Annotated in this window: 18 protein-coding genes; 8 read left to right on the forward strand and 10 right to left on the reverse strand. The window is 65.7% G+C overall.

All coding sequences use genetic code 11. The annotated features are described in order from the left end of the window. Both ABD002_RS07685 and ABD002_RS07690 read right to left on the reverse strand, forming a co-directional pair. Window positions 1-762, reverse strand: a complete 762-nt coding sequence (locus ABD002_RS07685) for a hypothetical protein (RefSeq protein ID WP_343788992.1) — start codon at window positions 760-762, stop codon at window positions 1-3. Further along, complete coding sequence (locus ABD002_RS07690; protein WP_343788995.1) at window positions 759-1,403, reverse strand: thymidine kinase; 645 nt, start codon at window positions 1,401-1,403, stop codon at window positions 759-761. The genes ABD002_RS07685 and ABD002_RS07690 overlap by 4 nt, the downstream gene beginning before the upstream one ends. 168 nt (window positions 1,404-1,571) lie before the next feature. Between ABD002_RS07690 and ABD002_RS07695 the strand changes: the two genes are divergently transcribed. After that, the gene (locus ABD002_RS07695) at window positions 1,572-3,548 is read left to right on the forward strand and encodes a UvrD-helicase domain-containing protein (protein WP_343788998.1); all 1,977 of its coding nucleotides are present in this window, start codon (window positions 1,572-1,574) and stop codon (window positions 3,546-3,548) included. 173 nt (window positions 3,549-3,721) lie between these two features. On the opposite strand, the gene ABD002_RS07700 is transcribed toward ABD002_RS07695, so the two are convergent. Next, window positions 3,722-4,732 (reverse strand): AI-2E family transporter, encoded by a 1,011-nt coding sequence (locus ABD002_RS07700; protein ID WP_343789001.1) that lies wholly within the window; start codon window positions 4,730-4,732, stop codon window positions 3,722-3,724. Window positions 4,733-5,019: 287 nt separating this feature from the next. Between ABD002_RS07700 and ABD002_RS07705 the strand changes: the two genes are divergently transcribed. The 3 genes from ABD002_RS07705 to plsB all read left to right on the forward strand — a co-directional run bounded on the left by ABD002_RS07705 (window position 5,020) and on the right by plsB (window position 9,761). Continuing rightward, the gene (locus ABD002_RS07705; protein WP_343789004.1) at window positions 5,020-5,910 is read left to right on the forward strand and encodes a 5'-nucleotidase, lipoprotein e(P4) family; all 891 of its coding nucleotides are present in this window, start codon (window positions 5,020-5,022) and stop codon (window positions 5,908-5,910) included. Between the two features lie 299 nt (window positions 5,911-6,209). Further along, the gene (locus ABD002_RS07710) at window positions 6,210-7,145 is read left to right on the forward strand and encodes a hypothetical protein (protein WP_343789007.1); all 936 of its coding nucleotides are present in this window, start codon (window positions 6,210-6,212) and stop codon (window positions 7,143-7,145) included. Window positions 7,146-7,196: 51 nt separating this feature from the next. Next, window positions 7,197-9,761 (forward strand): glycerol-3-phosphate 1-O-acyltransferase PlsB, encoded by a 2,565-nt coding sequence (plsB, locus tag ABD002_RS07715; protein ID WP_343789010.1) that lies wholly within the window; start codon window positions 7,197-7,199, stop codon window positions 9,759-9,761. A gap of 28 nt (window positions 9,762-9,789) precedes the next feature. On the opposite strand, the gene ABD002_RS07720 is transcribed toward plsB, so the two are convergent. From ABD002_RS07720 to ABD002_RS07740, 5 genes are all read right to left on the reverse strand, one after another. Beyond that, complete coding sequence (locus ABD002_RS07720; protein ID WP_343789013.1) at window positions 9,790-11,013, reverse strand: J domain-containing protein; 1,224 nt, start codon at window positions 11,011-11,013, stop codon at window positions 9,790-9,792. A 54-nt stretch (window positions 11,014-11,067) separates the two neighbouring features. Beyond that, on the reverse strand, window positions 11,068-11,454 hold the full coding sequence (locus tag ABD002_RS07725; RefSeq protein ID WP_343789016.1) for a type II toxin-antitoxin system VapC family toxin: 387 nt from the start codon (window positions 11,452-11,454) through the stop codon (window positions 11,068-11,070). Then, window positions 11,451-11,696: a type II toxin-antitoxin system Phd/YefM family antitoxin gene (locus ABD002_RS07730; protein WP_343789018.1), complete on the reverse strand. Its 246-nt coding sequence runs from the start codon at window positions 11,694-11,696 to the stop codon at window positions 11,451-11,453. Before ABD002_RS07730 ends, ABD002_RS07725 begins: the two co-directional genes overlap by 4 nt. 111 nt (window positions 11,697-11,807) lie before the next feature. After that, window positions 11,808-12,719, reverse strand: a complete 912-nt coding sequence (gene hemF, locus ABD002_RS07735) for an oxygen-dependent coproporphyrinogen oxidase (RefSeq protein WP_343789021.1) — start codon at window positions 12,717-12,719, stop codon at window positions 11,808-11,810. 5 nt (window positions 12,720-12,724) lie between these two features. After that, window positions 12,725-13,126: a hypothetical protein gene (locus ABD002_RS07740; RefSeq protein ID WP_343789024.1), complete on the reverse strand. Its 402-nt coding sequence runs from the start codon at window positions 13,124-13,126 to the stop codon at window positions 12,725-12,727. Window positions 13,127-13,277: 151 nt separating this feature from the next. Between ABD002_RS07740 and ABD002_RS07745 the strand changes: the two genes are divergently transcribed. The 4 genes from ABD002_RS07745 to ABD002_RS07760 are packed head-to-tail and all read left to right on the forward strand — an operon-like array spanning window position 13,278 to window position 17,267. After that, complete coding sequence (locus ABD002_RS07745) at window positions 13,278-14,462, forward strand: beta-ketoacyl-[acyl-carrier-protein] synthase family protein (protein ID WP_379988778.1); 1,185 nt, start codon at window positions 13,278-13,280, stop codon at window positions 14,460-14,462. A 2-nt stretch (window positions 14,463-14,464) separates the two neighbouring features. Next, window positions 14,465-15,262 carry a beta-ketoacyl synthase chain length factor gene (locus ABD002_RS07750; protein WP_343789029.1) on the forward strand — a complete coding sequence of 266 codons (798 nt, stop codon included), beginning with the start codon at window positions 14,465-14,467 and terminating at the stop codon, window positions 15,260-15,262. Then, complete coding sequence (locus tag ABD002_RS07755; RefSeq protein ID WP_343789032.1) at window positions 15,259-16,023, forward strand: glycosyltransferase family 2 protein; 765 nt, start codon at window positions 15,259-15,261, stop codon at window positions 16,021-16,023. The genes ABD002_RS07750 and ABD002_RS07755 overlap by 4 nt, the downstream gene beginning before the upstream one ends. Before the next feature lie 2 nt (window positions 16,024-16,025). Beyond that, complete coding sequence (locus ABD002_RS07760) at window positions 16,026-17,267, forward strand: cation:proton antiporter (RefSeq protein ID WP_343789035.1); 1,242 nt, start codon at window positions 16,026-16,028, stop codon at window positions 17,265-17,267. A gap of 243 nt (window positions 17,268-17,510) precedes the next feature. Here the strand turns inward: ABD002_RS07760 and ABD002_RS07765 are convergent, their stop codons facing one another. Beyond that, entirely contained in the window at window positions 17,511-18,665 is a 1,155-nt protein-coding gene (locus ABD002_RS07765; protein WP_343789038.1) for a hypothetical protein, read from the reverse strand. 158 nt (window positions 18,666-18,823) lie between these two features. Further along, window positions 18,824-19,552, reverse strand: coding sequence for a 3-oxoacyl-ACP reductase FabG (gene fabG / locus ABD002_RS07770; protein ID WP_343789041.1), 729 nt, complete (start codon window positions 19,550-19,552; stop codon window positions 18,824-18,826). Between the last annotated feature and the right edge of the window lie 161 nt (window positions 19,553-19,713).

Below are 19,713 nucleotides of genomic sequence, written 5' to 3' on the forward strand. Positions count from 1 at the left end.
TCAGTCCGGCCAACGCAGCGCGAGATGCCGGTTGTTGAACTCCGGATCGTCGAACGCGCCCGCGACCTGCGCCTTCATGCCGGACGGCGCACCGTCGATCGTGACCGCATGGCCGTCCTCGATGAGACCGCCGCGCGCCTGGAAGTCGACGAAACGCCCGGCGAGGTCGCCGGCAGCGTTCGCGGCATCGGGTGGCACATTGCGAATGCTGATGTCGGGACGCGCGAACTTGCGCAGGCCGCGCGTGTGCACGTGCTGGCGTCCGGCGTGCCGGTCATCTTCGTCACACAGGATCAGCACATGGTCGCGTGGCGCGAGGGCGTCGTTCGCGAAGAAGCGTTGCCGCCATTCGTTCGCGTCGAACATCGTCAAGGTCTGCGGATCGATCACCGCGACACCACCAAGATCGGTCAGCGCAGTGATCGTGCCGACGAGATCGCGCAGGCTGTCGAGGTCGGAGGGGTCGGCGATCGCGCCGCGCAGCATCACGCATTCGCCGGCCTGTTTCGCCCGCTCGAACAGGCGCGCGTTCTCCTCATACAGCATCCCGCCGAGCATGCCCGCGAGCGGATAACCGTTCCATTTGGCGAGCTCGCGGTTCACGTAGCGCACGACTTCGATGCCCGGCGGTGTGCCGCGCGTGCGGTAGTGTTCCGCGTCGATCTTGAAGTCGGGCTCGAAGTCGCCGAACACGAACCAGAGCAGGAACGCTTCATCGCCGCTGTTCCGCCATTGCGGCCGCGGCCAGTTCGGTGCACTCATTGCCGGGTTTCCTTGTGGGTCTCGAGCGGCAGCACGGGCTGCTGCAGCTCGACGCGGCCTTCGCCGGACATGATCTTCTTGAACTCGGCGCGACTGACCGAGACATAGCGCTCGTTGCCGCCGATCTCGACCTGAGGCCCGTCGGTGACCGCGCGGCCATGCTCGTCGACGCGCACGACCATCGTCGCCTTCCTGCCGGTATGGCAGATCGTCTTGATCTCGATCAGGTTGTCGGCCCAGGCCAGCAGGTACTGGCTGCCTTCGAACAGCTCGCCGCGGAAATCCGTGCGCAAGCCGTAGGCCAACACCGGGATGCCGAGCGCATCGACCACGTCGCTGAGCTGCCAGGCCTGCGCCTTGCTGAGGAATTGCGCTTCGTCGACGAGCACGCAGTCGAGCTTGCCGTGCACCGCGATGTCGGCCTGCGCGATTGCAAGCAGATCGTCCTCGCGTGTGAAACGCCTCGCGTTCGCGCGCAGGCCGATCCGCGAAGCGACCACGCCCTCGCCCGCGCGCGTGTCGAGCTGCGGGGTCAGGATCAGCGTGCGCATGCCGCGCTCGGTATAGTTGTAGGCGCTCTGCAGCAAGGTCGTGGTCTTGCCGGCGTTCATTGCCGAATAGTAGAAGTAGAGTTTGGCCATTGAGAGCCGGGAATCGGGAATGGAGAATCGGGAATTGGAGGAGCCAAGCTCATCCCTGCAACAAGTGTGGCACAGTATCAAACAGCGTCTGGTGTGGTTGGCGACATCGATCCCAACGCTTTCCGAGTCCCGATTCTCCATTCTCCATTCCCGATTCCCGGCTTCATCATGCTCAACCCGCAACAACGTGCCGCCGTCGAGTACTGCGACGGCCCCCTGCTCGTGCTTGCCGGCGCGGGCTCCGGCAAGACGCGCGTGATCACCGAAAAGATCGCGCACCTGATCAAGCGCCGCAACGTCGCGGCTGCGAAGGTCGCGGCGATCACGTTCACCAACAAGGCCGCCCGCGAGATGCGCGAGCGCGTCGGCCGGCTGGTTTCGGGAAGCGCGGCCGAAGGACTCACCGTCTGCACGTTCCATGCGCTCGGGCTCAAGTTCCTGCAGATCGAGCACGCGCGCGCGGACCTGCGCCGCGGCTTTTCGGTGCTCGACGCGGACGACACGCAGGGCATGATCAAGGAACTCGCGCCGAAGGGCATCAAGCCGGACGTGCTGTACGCGCTGCAGTCGCTGGTGTCGCGCGCGAAGAACGAAGGCCTCACGCCCGAACAGGCGGCCGCGCGCGCGACGAGTGCACGCGAGCGCGAGGCCGCGGACATCTATGCGCGCTACCAGAAGCGCCTCGCCGCGTTCAATGCGGTCGATTTCGACGACCTGATCCGCCTGCCGCTCGCCGTGCTCGAAAACGACGCCGAGGCGCGCGGTGGCTGGCAGGAGCGCATCCGCTACCTGCTGATGGACGAATACCAGGACACCAACAGCGCACAGTACCGGCTGATCAAGGCGCTGGCCGGCGAGCGCGGCGCGTTCACCGCGGTCGGCGACGACGACCAGAGCATCTACGCGTGGCGGGGCGCGAATCCGGAGAACCTTGCCGAGCTGTCGCGTGACTATCCGAAGTTGCGCGTGGTCAAGCTCGAACAGAACTACCGTTGCGCGCGGCGCATCCTGCGTGCGGCGAATGCGGTCATCGCGAACAATGCACACTTGTTCGAGAAGAAACTGTGGAGCCAGGAAATCGAAGGCCCGCCAATCCGCGTCGTCGAATGCCGCGACGACGAGCACGAGGCCGAGTGCGTGGCCGGCGCGATCGCGCACCTGGCCGAGAAGCACAAGACGCCGTGGCACGAGTTCGCGGTGCTGTACCGCGGCAACCACCAGTCGCGCGCGCTGGAGAAGGCGCTGCGCCTCGCGCGCGTGCCGTATCACGTGACCGGCGGTACCGCGTTCCTCGACCGCGCCGAGGTCAAGGACCTGCTCGCGTATCTGCGCCTGATCAACAACCCGGACGACGACGCGGCGTTCCTGCGCGTGGTCAACCTGCCGCGCCGTGATATCGGCGCGGCCACGCTGGAGAAGCTCGGCGAACTTGCCGGTGCGCGCCATTCCTCGCTGCTGCGCGCGGCGCAGAGCGATGCGGTGCTCGGCCAGCTCGCCGGCCGCGCGGCTTCGTCGCTGGTCGGCTTCGCCAGCCTGGTGCGCGAGCTCGCCGCGAAAGCCGAGCGCCTACCCGCGGCGGAGCTCGTCGAGGAACTGATCCGGCGCATCGGCTACGCCGAACACATCGCGGCGCAGGTCAAGGAACCGGTATTGCGCGAACGCCGCATCGAGAATCTCAAGGAACTCTCCGAATGGTTCCGCGCGATGCAGAAGGACGGCGCCGCCGGCGATCTCGCCGCCCAGCTCGCGCTGCTCAGCCACGGCGACCGTGACGATCCCGGCAATTCGGCGCGGCTGATGACCTTGCACTCGGCGAAGGGACTCGAATTCCGTTTCGTGTTCCTGGTCGGCGTCGACGACAACACGTTGCCGCACGAGGGCAGCGTCGCGGAAGGACGCGTCGAGGAAGAGCGTCGCCTGCTGTACGTCGGCATCACGCGTGCGAAGGAGCAGCTCTCACTTTCGTATGCGAAACGCAAGAAGCGTTTCGGCGAGATCCTCGTCAACGAACCGAGCCGGTTCCTGAAGGAGCTGCCGTCCGCGGACCTTCACTGGTCCGGCCAGGATCCCGAACAGGATGCGGCGCACAAGCAGGAACTCGCCTCGTCGCATATTGCGCGGCTGGCGAGTTTGCTCGCCGACTGAGGAGGCGGCATCGGGCGTCGTCGGACCGTGGGCGCTCGATACGTGAGCCCCGCCGTTCGCCCTGAGGTATCGAAGGGCGAACTTCGCATCCCTCCGAACGGAGGGCTGGCGCGCTTCGATACCTCAGCGCGAACGGCTCAGGTGATGTCGCCCGCTTTCAAGCCGATGCGGCATCAGATCAACTTCCCCGCTTCCAGCTCGCGCTTCAGGTACGCATAGTAGATCGGCGCCGCGATCACCCCGGCCGAGCCGAACGCGGCCTCCATGAACAGCATCGCGATCAGCAGCTCCCAGGCGCGCGCGCGGATCTGCGTGCCGACGATGCGCGCATTGAGGAAGTATTCGAGCTTGTGGATCAGGATCAGGAACACCAGCGCGGCAATGCCGACGCCGAGCGACACCGACAGACCGACCACGAAGATCAGCGTGTTCGAGATCAGGTTGCCGATCACCGGCAGCAGGCCGGCGATGAAAGTCGCCGCGACCAGGCTCTTGGCAAGCGGCAGCTCGATGCCGAACAGCGGCAGCACGACGAGCAGGAAGATTCCGGTGAACGCGGTATTGATCGCGGAGATCTTGACTTGCGCGAACACGATATCGTGGAACGCATGGACCAGGCGCGAGCAGCGCGCGACCAGCGCGTCGGCCAGCGGTCCGCCACGCGTGCTGGGGAGCGCGCTGGCGAGCGCGACCATTGCGCCGAGGATCATGCCGATCAACAGGTGCACGATCACGCGCGCGGCGGTTTTGCCGGCGAGCTGCAATTGCGTGGCGTGCTGGCGCAGCCAGTCGATCGCGGCGGTGCGGAAGTCCTCGATGCTGTCCGGCAGATGATCGACCACGATCTGCGGCAGCTGCCCGCGTGCGCGATCGATCAGCGGCATCATGTTCTCGAAGACCATGCGCGGGTTGCCGAGCTCGCTGCGCAGAAACGCGATCGCGCCGATGATGATGAGCGTGAGGATGCCGACCACGACCACGCTGAGCAGCGCGACGATCACACCGTGCGCGCGCGCGCCGGGCAGGTGGCGCTGCAGGGGCGGTGCGAGCACGTCGACCAGCGTGTACACGAGCAGGCCGGCCAGCAGCGCGGGCAGCAGGTGCAGTTCGAGGATCAGGAACAGCGCCAGCGCGGCAAGCAGGTAGCTGGCAATGTTCAGGCGCGAGCCGAACGGCAGGTCCATGGGCGTCCCGGGCGTCGAAGCGGAGTGGCGTGGACGACCGCGCCCATCCGAGGTGCGCGACGTCGTGTCATAAACTAACCGGATCGTATGCGTTGACCGCGTCAATTCCAATCCAGGGCCTGTTGATAATTTCCCAGCCGGTCGGTTTGTGTGCAGGGCGGCGTCATCGCTCGGTCATGTATCGACATACACTCCCTCACTCTTCCTTGCCCTGCACACAAACCGATCCCGGCGCGATCGGTTGGGAAACTGTCACCAGACCCTAAGGCATCCACCACGGAGTCAGCATGTCGAAAGTTCCTGTTTGCGTCGTCCTGTGCGCCGCACTGCTCGCCGGTTGCGCCACCGCGCCGAAGTCGTCCGCGCCACGATCGCCCACCGCCGCGGCTGCCGCGCCGGCCGGCGCGGCAGCCAACGACAACCTCAATGCGGTCGCGTGGACGCAGACCGCGGTGGAGCATGACCTGATCTATCGCGAGGTGTACGCACAGGCGAGCGAGAAGCTGCTGAAGGCGCTCAAGGACCGCAATTGGGATGCACTGTCGCACGCGGAGCGCACGAACGCACCAAAGGGCCTCAAGCCCGCGGTCATCGTCGACATCGACGAGACCGTGCTCGACAACTCGCCTTACCAGGCGCGCCTCGTCGCGAATGGCGGCGACTACAACGAATTCACCTGGGCCGAGTGGTGCCACGAGAAGGCCGCGAAGCCGTTGCCGGGCGCGCTGGAATTCACGCAACTGGCCGCGAAGCACGGCGTGACGGTGTTCTATCTCTCGAACCGCGCGCAGGACCTCAACGAGGCGACCCTGGAGAACCTGCGCGCGGACGGCTTCCCGCTGGCCAGCGGCGAGCAGGTGTTCTTCGGACTCGGCACCGTCGTCGCGGGCTGCGAGCAGGTCGGCACTGAGAAAGGCTGCCGGCGCCAGCTGATCGGCCGCAAGCACCGCGTGCTGCTCCAGCTCGGCGACCAGCTCGGCGATTTCGTCGACGTGCTGGCGAACACGTCGGAGGGCCGCCGCGCCGCGGTCGCCGCGTACCAGGGCTGGTTCGGCGAGCGCTGGTTCGTCTTGCCGAACCCGACCTACGGTTCGTGGGAGCCCGCGCTGTTCAACAACGAGTGGTCGCGCCCGGCGGCGGAACGGCGGCAGAACAAGATCGACGCGTTGCGCAAATAAGCGTTAAAGAACAGCATGTTATCTAATAATATCTAAGGTGTTGCATTAGATGTTCCGTGTAAGTATATTCGCGCACTGGAATCACGGTGACGCAACCGAACAAGCGCCCAGAACCGGACACGCAACCGGACAAACCAGAGAACGACGTACAAGTTCCCCCTCCGGCGACTGCCGGATTGAACCCGGACGGTCCGCCCTCCGGGTTTTCTTTTGCACGCGCCGCGCGCAACGGCGGACAGTGGCTGCCCCGCCGGCCCGCTGATAAAGTTCGCGCCCTTCCTACCGTTCGGGGACTTCCCATGTTCAAGCCCATCGTCCGCACCGCGTTGGCGGCGTCGTTGCTCGTCTTCGTCGCCGGCTGCGAACAGAAGCCGGCCGATTCCGGCGCGGCAGTCGCTCCGGCCGTGGCAAGCGCTCCCGACGCGGCGATCCGCAAGTCCATCGACCTGCTCAAGCAGGGCGACATCGCCGGCCTGATGCAGAACTCGATGCCGCCGGCCGAGTTCGAGAAAGCCAAGGCCGACTGGACCAAGGACACCCACGACAAGCCGATCACCGACGAGGACCGCCAGAAGTTCGCCGAGACGATGGGCAAGCTGACCGCGCCGGACGCGGAGCAGAAGCTGTTCGCCGAGATCGAGCCGCAGCTCAAGCAGTTCGACGCGCAGTACCAGCAGCAGATCCCGATGTACGTCGCGATGGGTTCGAGCTGGCTGCAGGGCATGGTCCAGCAGAACAAGGACATGTCCGAGGACTCCAAGCAGCAGGCGGTCGCCGCGATCAACGCGCTCGGCACCTGGGTGCAGAAGACCCACTTCACCGATCCGGATTCGGTCAAGAAAGTGCTCGCGATCGCCAGCAAGTCCGCGCGCGACATCAACCTGAAGACGCTCGACGAGGCACGCGCGCTGAACTTCGACCAGGCGATGCAGAAGGCGCGGGTCGCGTTCCTCGGCTTCAAGGACGCGCTCGGCGTGTACGGCTTCTCGCTCGACCAGACGCTGGATTCGGTCAAGCCGGAGGTCGTCTCGAACGATGGCAAGACGGCGAAGGTGAAGGTCTCCTACGCGCTGCTCGGCACGCCGCTGACGACCGAGACCGAAATGGTCAATGTCGATGGCCGCTGGTATGGCAAGGATGCGATCGAGAAGCTCAGCCAGAAGAAGGCCGAGGAAGCCGCAGCGGCTCAGCAGAAGTCTGCCGACACGGCCGCCGCGCCGGCTTCGCAGAACTGAGCGCCCCGACGCGCGGCCCGCGTGTGCGGCCGCGCGCATTAAACTTAGCTCATGAACGATTCGCTTCCGGCGCCGCGCACGGCTGCCGCCGCGCAGGCACCTGTCTGGCTCGATGCGCTCGGCGCGCTGTTGCGCCCGTGGCTGCGCATTCACCGCACGCCGGAGGATGCGCGCGCGCTGCTGCCCGATGACGCGCGACCGACCGTCTACGTCATCGAGCGCTACGGCCTCTCCGACACGCTGATCCTCGAGCAGGCCTGCCGGGAGGCCGGCCTGCCGTCGCCGTACGCAGCGGCCGACCGCCTGCCGATCAAACGACGGCGTGCGGTCGTCGCGCTGTCGCGTCGACCGCGCCTGTTCGGCCGGCGCCCGCATCCGACCCGCTCGGAAACCTTGAGTCTGCTCGCCGATGTCGTGCGCGCGGCCCCCGACCAGGACGCGCCGGAGAAGGACGTGCGCCTGGTGCCGGTGTCGATCTTCGTCGGCCGCGCGCCGGCCCGCGAATCGGGCTGGTTCAGCGTGCTGTTCTCCGAAAACTGGGTCGTGGTCGGCCGCTTCCGCCGCCTGCTCGCGCTCGCGCTGAACGGGCGTGACACGCATGTGCAATTCGCCGCGCCGGTGAGCTTGCGCGAAGTGATCGCGGACCAGGCCGACGCCGAGCGCGGCGTGCGCAAATTGCAGCGCATCCTGCGCGCGCACTTCCGGCGCATCCGCGCGACGGTGATCGGGCCGGACCTCTCGCATCGGCGCACCTTGATCGACGGCGTGATCAATGCGGCGCCGGTACAGAACGCCATCAGCGCCAGCGCGAGCAAGGAAGGAAACGGCAGGGACGCAGCGGTCTCCAAGGCCCGTGCGTTCGCCTGGGAAATCGCCGCCGACCAGTCGCCGCTGGTGGTGCGCTCGGCCTCGTTCCTGCTCACCGGGCTCTGGGACAAGATCTACAACGGCGTGCGCATGCACCATTTCGACAAGCTGCGTGCGATCGCGCCCGGCCACGAAATCATCTACGTGCCATGCCATCGCAGCACGATCGACGATCTGCTGCTGCCGTACCTGCTCTATCGCAACGGCCTGACCGCTCCGCATATCGCGGCGGGCGTGAACCTGAATCTGCCGGTGATGGGCTCGCTGCTGCGGCGTGGTGGCGCGTTCTTCCTGCGCCGCAGCTTCAACGATCCGCTGTATTCGACGGTGTTCCGCGAATACATGAGCCAGCTGTTCGCGCGCGGCGTGTCGCTCGAGTATTTCATCGAAGGCGGCCGATCGCGTACGGGGCGCACGCTCAGCCCGCGCGGCGGCCTGCTGTCGATGACCCTGCGCAGCTTCCTGCGCGAATCGCACCGGCCGGTCGTGTTCCAGCCGGTCTACATCGGCTACGAGAAGATCATCGAGGGCGATTCCTATATCGGTGAACTCTCCGGCAAGCCGAAGGAAAAGGAGTCCTGGCTCGGCCTGTTCCGCAGCCTGCGCGCGCTGCGCCAGAATTTCGGTTCGGTCGCGGTGAATTTCGGCGAGCCGCTGTTCCTGGCCTCGTTGCTCGACGAAGTCGAGCCGGGCTGGCGCGAGACGATCCACGACCCGGAAGTCAAACCCAGCTGGCTCAAGGGCGCGGTGGATACGCTGGCCGAGCGCATCCTGGTCAACATCAACCGTGCGGCGGACGTCAATCCGATCAACCTGCTCGCCGTCGCGCTGCTGGCCACGCCGAAGCATGCGATGGCCGAGGCGGACCTGATCGCGCAGCTCGAGCTGTGCAAGGCGCTGCTGACCGAGCTGCCGTATTCCGACCGCATCACGCTGACCCCGCTGGCGCCGGCCGAAATCATCGCCTACGGCGAGAAGATGCAGTGGATCAACCGCGTCGCACATCCGCTCGGCGACGTGCTCAGCGTCGACGACAAGCAGGGCGTGCTGCTCAGCTATTTCCGCAACAACGTCGTGCACCTGTTCGCGACCGCGGCCTGGGTCGCCTGCTGCTTCCTCAACAACCGCCGCCTCGCGCGCGCGTCGATCCTGCGCCTCGGCCGCCTCGTCTACCCGTTCGTGCAGGCCGAACTTTTCCTGCCGTGGAGCGAGGACGAGTTCGCCGAACACATCCAGAGGACGCTGGATTTCTTCATCACGCAGGGCCTGCTCGAGGCCGACGCCGATGGCCGCATCATCGAACGCGGCCCCGGCCAGAGCGATCCCGCGTTCCGCCTGCGCGCGCTCGCGCGTACGCTGCTGCCGGCGATCGAGCGCTACTACATCGGCCTCGCGCTGCTGGTAAAGAACGGCCCGGGCACCTTGTCCTCGGGCGAACTCGAGAACCTGTGTTACCTCACCGCGCAGCGCCTCTCGCTGCTGCACGAACTCAACGCGCCGGAGTTCTTCGACAAGTCGCTGTTCCGCGGCTTCATCCACAAGCTGCGCGAACGCCGTGTGGTCTGGGCCGACGCGAACGGCAAGCTCGACTTCGATCCTGAACTGCAGACTGTCGCGTACGACGCCCGCGTCATCCTCAGCCGCGAGATCCGCCACGGCATCCTCAAGCTGACGCCGGAGAAGCAGGCCGAGCTTGGACAGGTTGCAATGGAACCTTCCACCGTGGAAAGTGGGCGCAGGGTTCGGTAAGCATCGCTGGCATCGCGCGCCGCTTCCCTTACGCTTGGCTAGAAATCATCAGGCGTAAGCTGCGACTCGGTGAGATTTCCGTCTCGCTGTTGGATGAGGTGATTTCGTGACCCCTCACCATGTCGCCTTCCCGCGTAAATTCGAGGTCAGCGTCCTCTTCTGCCGCGGGCCTTCCCGGGCCGAAAATGTCCTTATCCCCATACCAGGTCTCTCCATAGGTGTAGCGGAGGCGATATGTCCCAAGTGGCACATCGACGCGCAGGGTCTGTCCCCCGCGCGCGCCGATGGCAACGATGGCCTTCTTCTTGTTCGAGGGAGATACCAGTTTTAGGTAATAGAGATACGATGTATTGGGCAAGGTGATTTTGAAGGGGGCGATGGCGGGCTTCGAAGTATTGATTCTGAGGACCCCGGTCTTGAACCGCTGCTCGATCAGTAACGGAACACTGGCTTCGCTGTCGGGTGGAGCGGTAATGCGATATAGGGTCGCGGTCTTGCCGGTGTGCGGGTCTGTTAATGTGGAAATCTTCTTGACCTTCACCCCAGGTTTCAAGTTTTCGGGCACTTGGGTCGTGTAAATGGTCGTTGGTGCCGCCTTTTCTTTCAAAGCAGCGGTTGGTGTTGTTGGCGTTTCTTGAGGCGGCTGCGCAAACGATGGTGCTTTGGGCAAAAGTGGCGAGGGCGGTGGAGCGGGCACCGGCGCCACAGGCGCAGATGAGCGCGGCAACGGTTCCGAAGGCGCATGATGCGGATCGAGCGTCTCAAGGACAGTGCCCCAAATAGCTAACACGATCGGAAACGCTACCAGAGCATTCCGTAGTGTCAGATGTCGTAGGAGGCGTCTACCGTTGGTTGACTCGTTGATCGGCGGACTTGGTCGTACCGATTCGGGGGATTTCTCTCGCACATTCGAAGGTGCTTCCGTCTGATTTGGGGGTGAAGCTGGCGACGTCTTTTGTTGTGCCGCTGCACTCCTCAGTGCAGCACGAAGACGCTCATCGTACTGCTGTCGCGAAATCGGATCTCCTAGAACGGCGTATGCCTCATTGAGGATCTTCGCGATCCTCTCTCCCCTCTCGCGATCGCCGCCCATGCGATCGGGGTGGTACTTCTGGATGAGCGCACGATAGCTTGCGCGGATGACCTCCGCGCCCGCGCTCGGGCTAACCTGCAGATTGTCATAGTGAGTCCTGCCCATGCTTTCCTCCCCCTGCGGAAAGAAGCGCACAGCAAATTCCGGACCATAGGACATCGTCGGATTCGGCGACGCGATCGAATGTGCTCGTGGTCCCGACGCTGACCACGTTCAAACTTTCCGCACCGGCCCTGGATATTTTGCGACCATCGGATCAGCTGTCACCAACGTGATTCCTTCCACCGTCGCCTGCGCGATCAACATGCGATCGAAAGGATCCTTGTGGATCGATGGCAGGTTGTCGATTGCGACAGCATGCTCACTGCGCATCGGCAGTTCAGCGTAGCCGTTGTCGAGCAGGCCGCGGCGCAATACACGCGCATCGACCTTGAAATCGTCGCGGTCGAGTCCTTGCTTGATCGCGATTTCCCACAGGCTCACGGCGCTGAACAGCAACTCATTGTCTGTATCGGCGAGCAACTGGCGCACGGCATTCGGCAAGCGGCGGGGTTGTCCCGCCGCCCACAACAGCAGATGCGTATCCAGCAGCAGCTTCACGCGTCGCTGCCGAACAGCTGAGCAATTTCCGCCTCGCCCATGCGGTCGAAATCGTCAGGCACGACGATTTGCCCGGCCATGAAGCCCAGGCGCCGGATCTGGCCGCCGGTCGGCGCCTCGAGCGCGGTGACCTTGACCAGCGGTTTGCCGGCCTTGGCGATAACGAACGACTCGCCCTTGGCGGCCTTGTCCACCAGCCGTGACAGCTGGGTCTTTGCCTCGTGGATGTTGACGGTTTCCATCGGGCGCGCTCCTCGGTGAACTAAGTCGCATTAGTCTAGTCCGGCGACACGGGCCCTGCAACCTGTGGCGGAGGACGAGGCAGGCGCGGTCGAGTCGGTGGAATGCGTCCGTTAGATCCAGCTGCGCGGCCGCAGATAGTCGGCTAACCGCGCTTCCGCACTGCCCGGTTCCGGCGCATACGCGTACTCGAAGCGCACGCGCGGCGGCAGGCTCATCAGGATCGATTCGGTGCGGCCGCCCGACTGCAGGCCGAACAGGGTGCCACGGTCGTAGACCAGGTTGAATTCGACGTAGCGGCCGCGCCGGTACAACTGGAACTCGCGCTCGCGCTCGCCGTACGGCGTGTCCTTGCGGCGTTCGACGATCGGCAGGTAGGCGTCGAGGAATGCGTTTCCAACGCTGCGCGTCAGGCCGAAGCAGCGCTCGAAACCACCCGCGTTTAGGTCATCGAAAAACAAACCGCCGACGCCGCGCGTCTCGGCACGATGCCTGATCGAGAAATACTCGTCGCACCACTGTTTCCAGCGCGGATAGACGTCATCGCCGAACGGCGCGCAGGCCTCGCGCGCGACCGTGTGCCAATGTACGACATCCTCGTCGAACGGATAGAACGGGGTCAGGTCGAAGCCGCCGCCGAACCACCAGGCCGGATCCGTGCTTTTCGTCCGCGCCTCGAAGTAGCGCACGTTCATGTGTGTGGTCGGCAGATACGGATTGCACGGATGCACGACCAGCGAGACGCCGAGCGCGTCCCATGGACAGCCGGCGAGTTCGGGCCGGTGCGCGCTCGCGGCCGGCGGCAGGCGCTCGCCGGACACGCGTGAGAAGTTCACGCCGGCCTGCTCGAACACCGCGCCGTTCTTCAGTACGCGCGTGCGTCCGCCGCCGCCCTCGGCGCGCTGCCACGCGTCCTCGACGAAGCGCGCGCCGCCGTCCGCGGATTCCAGCGCCGCACAGATACGGTCCTGCAGGTCGAGCAGGAACCCGGCGACCCTGTCGATGCGGCTGGCTTCGCTCGTCATCGTGCCTAATCTGCGAGCGCGACGAAGTTCGTGCGGATGTCGGTCACGAGGTTCTCGATCCAGCTGAGGTAGTTCTTGTGGATCAACGGTTTGCCGTGTTCGATCTCGTACTTGAGGTTTTCGCTGCTCAGGTACTTGATGCGTACATTCGCACTGTCGTAGCTGATCGCAATGCGCGCGACGTGCTCGCGCAGGTGCAAGGTCGCATCGATCGCTCCGGGCTTCTCGCTGTCCACGGTCCAGCCGCGATGCAGCAGCGATACCTTGATGACCTTGGCGATCTGGTGCTCGGCGGTCTTCGGGGGTACGGCGATCGGATCCGGATCGACCAGCGGCGCCTGGCGGAACGCCATCAGCAGGAACAGCACGGGCAACAGCAGCAGCGACAGCACTCGCGTACGCGACATGATCGACTCCTTCGATGGTGCGGCCGGCAATCCGGCCGTCCGCAAATCCTAGCAGCTTGCCGCGTCGTCCCAGCAACCCTGCAATGCTCATGCAAGAGGCCGTGTCATAATTCCGCGACCTTGTCCGTCCACTAACCGCGTGCCCAGTCGGATCCAGCCTCTCGCCATCACCGCCTGCACCGCGACGTCAGCGCTTGGACACGGCCGCTCGGCTCACGCCGAGGCCCTCCGGACACGCCGCGGTGGCCTGCGCACGAATGACTTCACGGATGTGCCGTTGAAATGCGCGATCGGACGCGTCGACGGACTTGAAGCCACGCCGCTGCCGGCCGTATTCGCCGACCATGACTGTCGCAACAACCGACTCGCCTGGCTCGGGATCGGCGCCGACGGTTTTCTCGACGCCGCGCGCGTTGCGATCGAGCGCCACGGCGCGGACCGGGTCGCACTCGTCGTCGGCACTTCGACCGCGAGCATCGGCGCGACCGAGGAGGCCTACCGCCATCTCGACGCAGGCCGCTTTCCGGCACACCTGCGCAATCCGCTGCTGCACACGCCGCATTCGCTCGGCCTGTTCCTCGAGGCCGCGCTCCGCACACGCGGGCCCTGCCTGACCGTCGCGACCGCGTGCTCGTCGAGTGCGAAGATCTTCGCCAAGGCCGAGCGCCTGATCCGGCTCGGGCTGGCCGATGCAGCGATCCTCGCCGGCGTCGACACGCTGTGCGGCAGCGTGCTGTTCGGCTTCAACTCGCTCGAATTGATCTCGCCGGAAGCGTGCCGTCCGTTCGACGCGGCACGCCGCGGCATCTCGGTGGGCGAGGCCGCCGGCTTTGCGCTGCTCGAGCGCGAGGGCGCAGCCTCCGCCCCGCGCCTGCTTGGCTATGGCGAATCCTCCGACGCATATCACATGTCGACGCCGCATCCACAAGGCCTCGGCGCGCGCATGGCGCTGGTTGATGCGCTCGCACGCGCCGGACTTGCCCCCGGCGATGTCGACTACATCAACCTGCACGGCACCGCGACCGTGAAGAACGACGCGGTCGAGGCCGCGCTGGTCGCCGACGTGTTTCCGCCCGGCACGCGGGCGAGCTCCACCAAGGGCTGGACCGGCCATACGCTGGGCGCCGCCGGCATCCTCGAAACGGTGGTGACCCTGCTCGCGATGGAACGGGATCTGGTGCCGGGCATGCTGAACAGCACAACGCCCGACCCGCTCTGCGGTCCGCAACTCGCGTTCGCGAACGAGACGCGCGCAATCCGTGTCGCGCTCAGCAATTCGTTCGGTTTCGGTGGCAACAACTGTACGCTCGTATTCGGCAATCCACGGACACACTGAACATGGAAGGTCTACTCGTGCATATCGAAGGTATCGGCTGGTGGTCACCCGGCGTCCCGAACTGGAACGCTGCAGCCGCCTTGCTGCGAGACGGCACCACACTCCCGACCACGGGCGATAAAGGGCCCGCGCCCGATGTGCTGCCTCCCAGCGAGCGCCGCCGCGCGCCCGCGCCGGTGCTACTGGCCTGCGAGGTCGCCAATCAGGCCTGCACGATGGCCGGCCGCGACGCTGCGGACGTGCCGGCCGTGTTCGCATCGGCGCATGGCGACATCGCGATCAGCGACGCGCTGTGCACGACCCTGGCCGGTGATCCGCTCGCGCTCTCGCCGACACGCTTCCACAACTCGGTGCACAACGCACCGGCCGGCTACTGGACCATCGCCACGCATTGCCACGCAGCATCGAGCGCGATCAGCGCATGGCGCGGCAGCTTCGCTGCGGGCCTGCTCGAAGCAAGCGTGCAGGCACTGGCTGACCGGACACCGGTCGTGTTCGCCGCCTACGACATCGCCGGGCAGGGCGCGCTGGGCGACGTACTGCCGGCTGCGATGACGTTCGGCACGGCTCTGCTGCTGAGTCCCGAACACAGACCACGCACGCGTGCCTCGCTGCGGCTTCGCCACGAGGCGCGTAGTGCGCCGGTGGACGAGCCGGAAGCGGAGTGGAGGGCGCTCGCCGAGGCGACACCGATCGCGAACGCGTTGCCGTTGTTCGGAGCGCTTGCGCGCGCGCAATCGGGCATCGTGCGCCTGCCGAACGGCCGCGCGAGCACGCTGGCGATCGAGGTGCTCGCATGAGCGCGACCGATCCCGCGCGCATCGCGGTCGTCATTCCGGCGCTGAACGAGGAGCGCGCGATCCGTGGCATTGTCGAATCCGTGCTCGCGATCACGCCGAACGTGATCGTGATCGACGACGGCTCGACCGACGCGACTGTCGAGCGTATCGCCGACCTGCCGGTCACGCTGATTCGCCATGCCACGCCGCTCGGCAAGGGCCAGGGCCTGCGCGACGGTTTCCGCAAGGCGCGCGAACTCGGTTTCGACGCGGTCATCGCGATGGACGGCGACGGCCAGCACCTCGCCGCAGACATCCCGCGCCTGCTCGCGGCAGCGCGGCGCTATCCGGAACACATCGTGATCGGCGCGCGCGTCCTCAATCGCGACAACCAGCCGCCGGCGCGGCGGCGCGCGAACAACTTCGCCGACTGGGGCATCTCCTGGGGTTGCGGCATTCCGGTCGTCGATACGCAGAGCGGTCAGCGCTACTACCCGCTCGGTGCGCTCGAACTGGCCGATCTCGCCGCCGACGACTTCGTATTCGAGGCTGCCCTGCTGATCGCGGCTGCGCGCGAGAAAGGGCTTGGCATCGTCTCGGTGCCGATCGAATCGCGTTACCACGGCGAGTTCCGCGGCAGTCATTTCCGTCCGGTACGCGATGTCACGCGCATCACCTGGTACACGATCAGGCGCATCGTGCACTACGGTCGTGTCGTCGACAGTTACCGGCGTTCGCATGCCACGCCGCCGCTGGTGTTCGATCCCGCCGTCGAACACTGACGATGGGTCACGTTCCGCATCTGTTGCTGCAATTGGCGGTGATCCTCGCGGCGGCGCGACTGCTCGCGTGGCTGCTGCGCCGGCTCGGCCAGCCGCCGGTGATCGGCGAGATGGTCGCCGGGCTCGCGCTCGGTCCGATCGTGTTCGGCGCGCTCGCACCGGACCTGCATGGCTGGCTGTTCCCGCGTGAAAAGCTCGCTGCACTGGAGGGCCTCAGCCAGGTTGGTATCGTGCTTTTCATGTTCATCGTCGGCGTGGAGCTGCGCGCTCCTGCAGGCGCGCGCGGGCGCTTCGGCGCGGCCGGCCGTATCGGCACGGTCGGCGTGCTGCTGCCGGCGGCGCTGGGCCTGGCCATCGCGCCCGCGCTCCATGCGCGCCTTGCGCCGGCCGGGGTCGGCTTCTGGCCGTTCGCGTTGTTCGTCGCGATATCGCTGGCGATCACCGCGTTTCCGGTGATGGCGCGCATCCTCAAGGACCAAGGCCTCGCGCGCAGTCCGGTCGGCCAGCTTTCGCTGGCCGCCGCGGCGATCGCCGACGTGCTCGCGTGGATCATGCTCGCCTTCGTCGTTGCGCTGATCGGAACGCATAGCGGCTGGAACGGGTTCCTGCGCACCACGGCGGGCCTAGTCGCGATCGCGGCCATCGCTTTCGGCGTGCTGCGGCCGTTGATCGCGCGAATGCTCGCGCGTCATGCGGCAGACGGGCGTCCCGGCGGAACGGTACTGAGCAGCCTGCTGATCGGCGCTTGTGCGATGGCGGCGGCGACCGAATGGCTCGGCCTGCATGCGGTGTTCGGCGCGTTCCTGTTCGGTGCCTGCCTGCCGCGCGACGACCGTCTGCTCGACACGCTGATCGAGCGTATCGAACACGTCGCCGTGCTCATGCTGATGCCGGTGTTCTTCGCTCTGGCTGGATTGAACACGACGGCGGACGCTTTCGCGGGCAGCGGTCTGGCTGCGCTATTGCTGATCCTGTTCGTGGCGATCGCCGGCAAGGTGCTCGGCGCCGCCGCTGCCGCGCGCAGCGCAGCATTGAGCTGGCGCGAAGCGTTCGCGGTCGGCTCGCTGATGAACGCGCGCGGCCTGATGGAACTGATCGTGATGAAGGTTGGCCTCGACGCCGGCGTGATCGGCCCCGAGCTTTTCACCATGCTGATGGTGATGGCGATCGCAACCACGCTGATGACGACACCGATGCTCGGCTTGTGCCTTCGCGTGCGCGATCCAATCCGCTCAGGCGGTTGACGCGCAAGCCTGCGCCGCGCCCTCCGGCCAGTTGGCGCGCGATCCACGCGGGATCGCCATGTGCGCCTGGCGGCCTCCGCACGCGCCGCCGCCGCTGATCTTCGATCCGTCCGCGAAGTGACTTCGGCTGAAGGACCGGCAGGCATGCCCATCAGTTCCGATCTGCGATGCATTGTTGCAGCCACGCCCGGCGGTGATCGATGGCGATCGGACGGCCGGCGCCGATCGCCATCGGTTGCGGGGTTACTGCGGCTGCTTGCAGGAGACGGCCAAGGTCCCCTCGCGATTGATGCCAGACGTGCATCTCAACTGGAACCACGGCGTCGGATTCACGCTGACCGGAATCCCGTTGCGCCCGGTCCAATCGAGGAATGCGTTGAGCGAGGTGTTGCCGTTGCCTGAGCCCTGGTTGAAATTCAAAGAGACATCCGGGAGATAGGTCCGGGGAGTCGGGTGATTTGTCGGCAGCAAGAAGCCTTGACCGTCCCGCAGTTCGCTTAACGTCACTATGCCGGTTTGCTTGTCGTATTGAACCAGTGCGAAGCCGCCGTCCTTCATCGGCACGTAGACGGTGATCACACTCGTCAACGTTCTGGAGGTGGTGACGCCGCCGCCAAGCGAAACGACAGCAATGGACGCTCCCGGGCTGGCGGTTGCCGAGACGGTCCCATTGATGACGCCACTCGGCGTCCCGTATTTGATGTCTGTCGTCTGGTCACGAACAAAATCGTTGATGTTGGAACCAGCGTTAAAGGCGTGGTCGTAGCTCGTCTTCGGAAAATTCGGATATCGATTGGAAAACGCCGGCTCGCTGAACTGGTAGCCGCGCAGGTCGATCGGCGCCGAGTTCGGCGGTGCCGAGTCGACCGCATCCATCGACTTGAGGTGGCCGCCGCTGGCGATACGCCAATCGGCGCCCTTCAGCTCCTCGGTCGTGCCGTTGGCGCGGACCCAGTACACCGATCCTTCCCCGCGCACGACCAGCTTGAGGTCCAGCGAATTGCCGTTTTCGCGGTACACCGCGCCAACATCGCTGACATAGCGCTGCAACAGTGGGTCGACCGCAAGTTCGTGGCCACCGATCTGCCGGCGGGACTCGGTATCCCAGTCAAGATAGACCGCTTTCACCACTCCGGTCTGCAGGTTGATGACGTATGCGATGCTGCTGACTGCGCGCGGATAGCGAGTGAGAGCCGCCTGGACAAACGAGTCGCTGGTCGTGCACGTATCGCAGCGAAAGCCAACTTCGGTGTTCACTGCCGACAACGATTGGGGGCTCTCGTTGCTCGATGCTTGCGCGTCAAGCGGCGCGGCATAGATAGGTGACGTCAAGTCGGCGGTCGCGAGCAGTACGGCCGCCAGACAAGCGACAAGGTGTCTGCAAATTTGCGGATACATGAAGATCTCCCCAGCGGATGGAACATGGTCCGACCGACCCTACCCAGCAACATCGGCCAGTCAATCCGCCGCGAGGTCCATCCGTTCCGTCCGGCGATGGAGTGAGCTGGATGGGCGCGCGAAATGAATCTGACCAAACCTGGCCTCATTTCGCCGACTTAGGCCATGCCCCCATTGACGCCGATGACCTGTCCGTTCACGTAGGCGGCCGCGTCCGAGCACAGAAAACGCACCAGCGCGGCGACCTCGTCCGGCGTGCCGGCGCGGCCAGCCGGTACGATCGTCTTGATCTGCGCGTCATCGAATGTGTCCGCCGTCATGCGTCCGGCAATCACGCCGGGCGCGACGACATTCGCGGTGATCCCGCGCGAGGCCATCTCCCGCGCCAGCGACTTTGTCGCGCCGTGCAGCGCGGATTTCGCCGCCGCGTAGTTCGTCTGGCCGCGGTTGCCGAGCACTGCGGCGACCGACGACACCGAGACGATGCGGCCCCAGCGTGTACGCGCCATCGGCAGCAGCAGCGGCTGGGTCACGTGGAAGAAGCCATGCAGCGACACGTCGATCACGCTTCGCCATTGCTCCTCGCGCATGCCGGCCAGCGGCGCATCGTCGTGGATGCCGGCGTTGTGCACGAGCACCTGGATCGGCCCTGCCTCGAGCATGCGCTCGAGCGCGTCGCGCGTCGCGGTGCCATCGGTCAGGTCGAACGCGATGGCTTCGGCGCGGCCGCCCGCTGTGCGGATCGCCGTGACCACCTCGGCGGCACGTTCGGTACCTGAATGCGCATGCACGAGCACCTCGCAGCCGTCCGCGGCGAGTGCGCGCGCGATCGCACCACCGATGTCACCGCTGCCGCCGGTGACCAGCGCTCGTCGCGGGTTCGTCATCTCGAATCCGTCCGTCAGGAAGTCGGGGTGCCCATGATGGCGGCTTCGCCGGCGCTTGCGTAGCCTGTCGTGCCGGTGCGGGGCGCTGCTGTGATATTTCCCGCTGTCGCGCGAATCACTGCTCCGACGCACAGGATCGGAGACGGGACCGGTGGACATGG

It is taken from the genome of Dokdonella soli (assembly GCF_039523175.1).
In the GTDB taxonomy this organism is placed as follows: domain Bacteria; phylum Pseudomonadota; class Gammaproteobacteria; order Xanthomonadales; family Rhodanobacteraceae; genus Dokdonella_A; species Dokdonella_A soli.